The organism is Halomonas sp. ND22Bw, from assembly GCF_003011945.1.
Classification (GTDB): domain Bacteria; phylum Pseudomonadota; class Gammaproteobacteria; order Pseudomonadales; family Halomonadaceae; genus Halomonas; species Halomonas halophila.
The window spans coordinates 1-242 of record NZ_PXWD01001620.1 but is presented as its reverse complement, the minus strand read 5'-3'; the positions used below and the strand labels follow the sequence as shown (position 1 = coordinate 242).

The window sequence follows — 242 nt, the reverse complement described above, 5'->3', positions numbered from 1 at the left end:
CCCGACCTGCTTGTCCTGCAGGGCCAGCAGATCATTGAGCGATTCGCGGATGATGGCCTGGGTGATCGGCCGCACCATGAAGTGGGAGGCGGCGATGACCTTCTTCAGGGCGCCCTCCAGCTAGCGGACGTTGGAGCGGATCTTCTGGGCGAAGAAGAAGGCAGCGTCATGGGGCAGATCGACCTTGGCCTGGTCGGCCTTCTTCATAAGGATAGCCACCCGGGTCTCGAGCTCCGGCGGCT

The 242-nt window shown here is 63.2% G+C and carries 1 pseudogene; it reads right to left on the bottom strand.

From position 1 onward, the window contains the following. Positions 1-242 (bottom strand): annotated as a pseudogene (locus CVH10_RS23740) (DnaA/Hda family protein); the annotation flags it as partial.